Source organism: Streptomyces sp. SID13726 (assembly GCF_010548375.1).
GTDB lineage: Bacteria > Actinomycetota > Actinomycetes > Streptomycetales > Streptomycetaceae > Streptomyces.
Window position 1 is genome coordinate 1 of record NZ_JAAGLY010000055.1, and the last position, 1,328, is coordinate 1,328.

The 1,328-nt window shown below is 71.8% G+C and carries 2 protein-coding genes; both read left to right on the forward strand.

The features are described 5' to 3' along the window. On the forward strand, window positions 1-739 hold a 739-nt coding region (locus G3I78_RS46275; protein ID WP_164436523.1), incomplete at its 5' end, for a DUF4914 family protein. 81 nt (window positions 740-820) lie between these two features. After that, window positions 821-1,328, forward strand: a 508-nt coding sequence (locus G3I78_RS46280) for an LLM class flavin-dependent oxidoreductase (protein ID WP_164436525.1), incomplete at its 3' end; no start/stop codon positions are given.

A 1,328-nucleotide genomic window follows, 5' to 3' on the forward strand; every position in this document is an offset into this window, starting at 1 on the left:
GGTCGTCGTGCCCCGCCACCTGCTCACCGACGTCGGCGGCCCGGCGGAGGTCGACGTCCGGACCTTCGGCGCCCGCATGCCGGCCTGCAGCCGGGACCACCCGACCTACGGGATCATGGGAATGACCCACGTGGTCCCCGCCTCGCTCGCGTGGATCTGGCGGCTCGTCGCGCCGCGCGGGGACAAGAACCCGTCGATCGGCGAGTCGCGGTCGGCGACGGAGGCTCTGGCTCACGGCGGCATGGTCGCGGAGGGCGTCGGGTCGTACTGGCCGTTCGCGACGGGGACGAAGGTCGCGGCCGCGAACCTCCTGCTGCGCCAGCTCGTGGAGATGGACCGGACCCGGTACGTCCTGACGCCCAACCAGCACATCGGCGCGTACAAGGTCGACTTCGCCGCGGAGTGGCTCACGCGCGAGTACCTTGCGCGGCGCGGCGGCGGGCGCCTGCGCCCCGAGGAGCTCACCCCGGCGCGGTGCCCGCTGTTCGGGTACACGCTCACGGAGATGAAGATCGACGGCCAGCTCGTGCGGCCCACGTTCCTGCGGCCCGAGCTCCAGTCCCAGGTCGGTCTGGAGGCCTACGACGCCGGGGCGCGGATCATCACCGACTTCTTCGCCAGCGAGCTGCGGCAGTTCCTCACCGACGACCTCGACCCGCTGGGGCGGCAGATCATCGAGGTCTGCCTCCGCAACGGCTCCGTCGAGGAGTACGCGGCGCTGACCCCCGTCTACGTCTGAGACGCACGGCCGGGACCGCCGCAGCAGGCGGCCCCGGCCTCGCTCGGGCGAGTCTCGCCCGGCGCGTACTAGGGTCGGAGCATGGGTCTGACGATCGGCTACGCCGCCATGCTCGAGCAGTTCCACCCGACCGAGGCCGTCGCGCTCTCGGCCTACGCGGAGGAGCACGGCTTCTCCGGCACCATGGCGGCGGACCACTTCCAGCCGTGGGTCCCGGCGCAGGGCGAGTCGTCGTTCGTGTGGAACGTGCTCACCGCGCTCGGCGAGCGTACGACGGGCGACCTCGGCCCGGGCGTCACGGCGCCGACGTTCCGCTGGCACCCCGCGATGGTGGCCCAGGCGTCGGCGACGCTCGCCGCGATGTACCCCGGGCGGCACTGGCTCGGCCTGGGCTCGGGGGAGGCGCTCAACGAGCACGTGGTCGCGGGGTACTGGCCGGAGGCACCCGAGCGCATCAACCGCATGTTCGAGGCGATCGACGTCATCAAGAAGCTGTTCCAGTCCGGGCTCGACAACAAGGACGTCAAGCACTCCGGGACGTTCTACAAGATGGAGTCCACGCGGCTGTGGACCATGCCCGAGGTCGCGC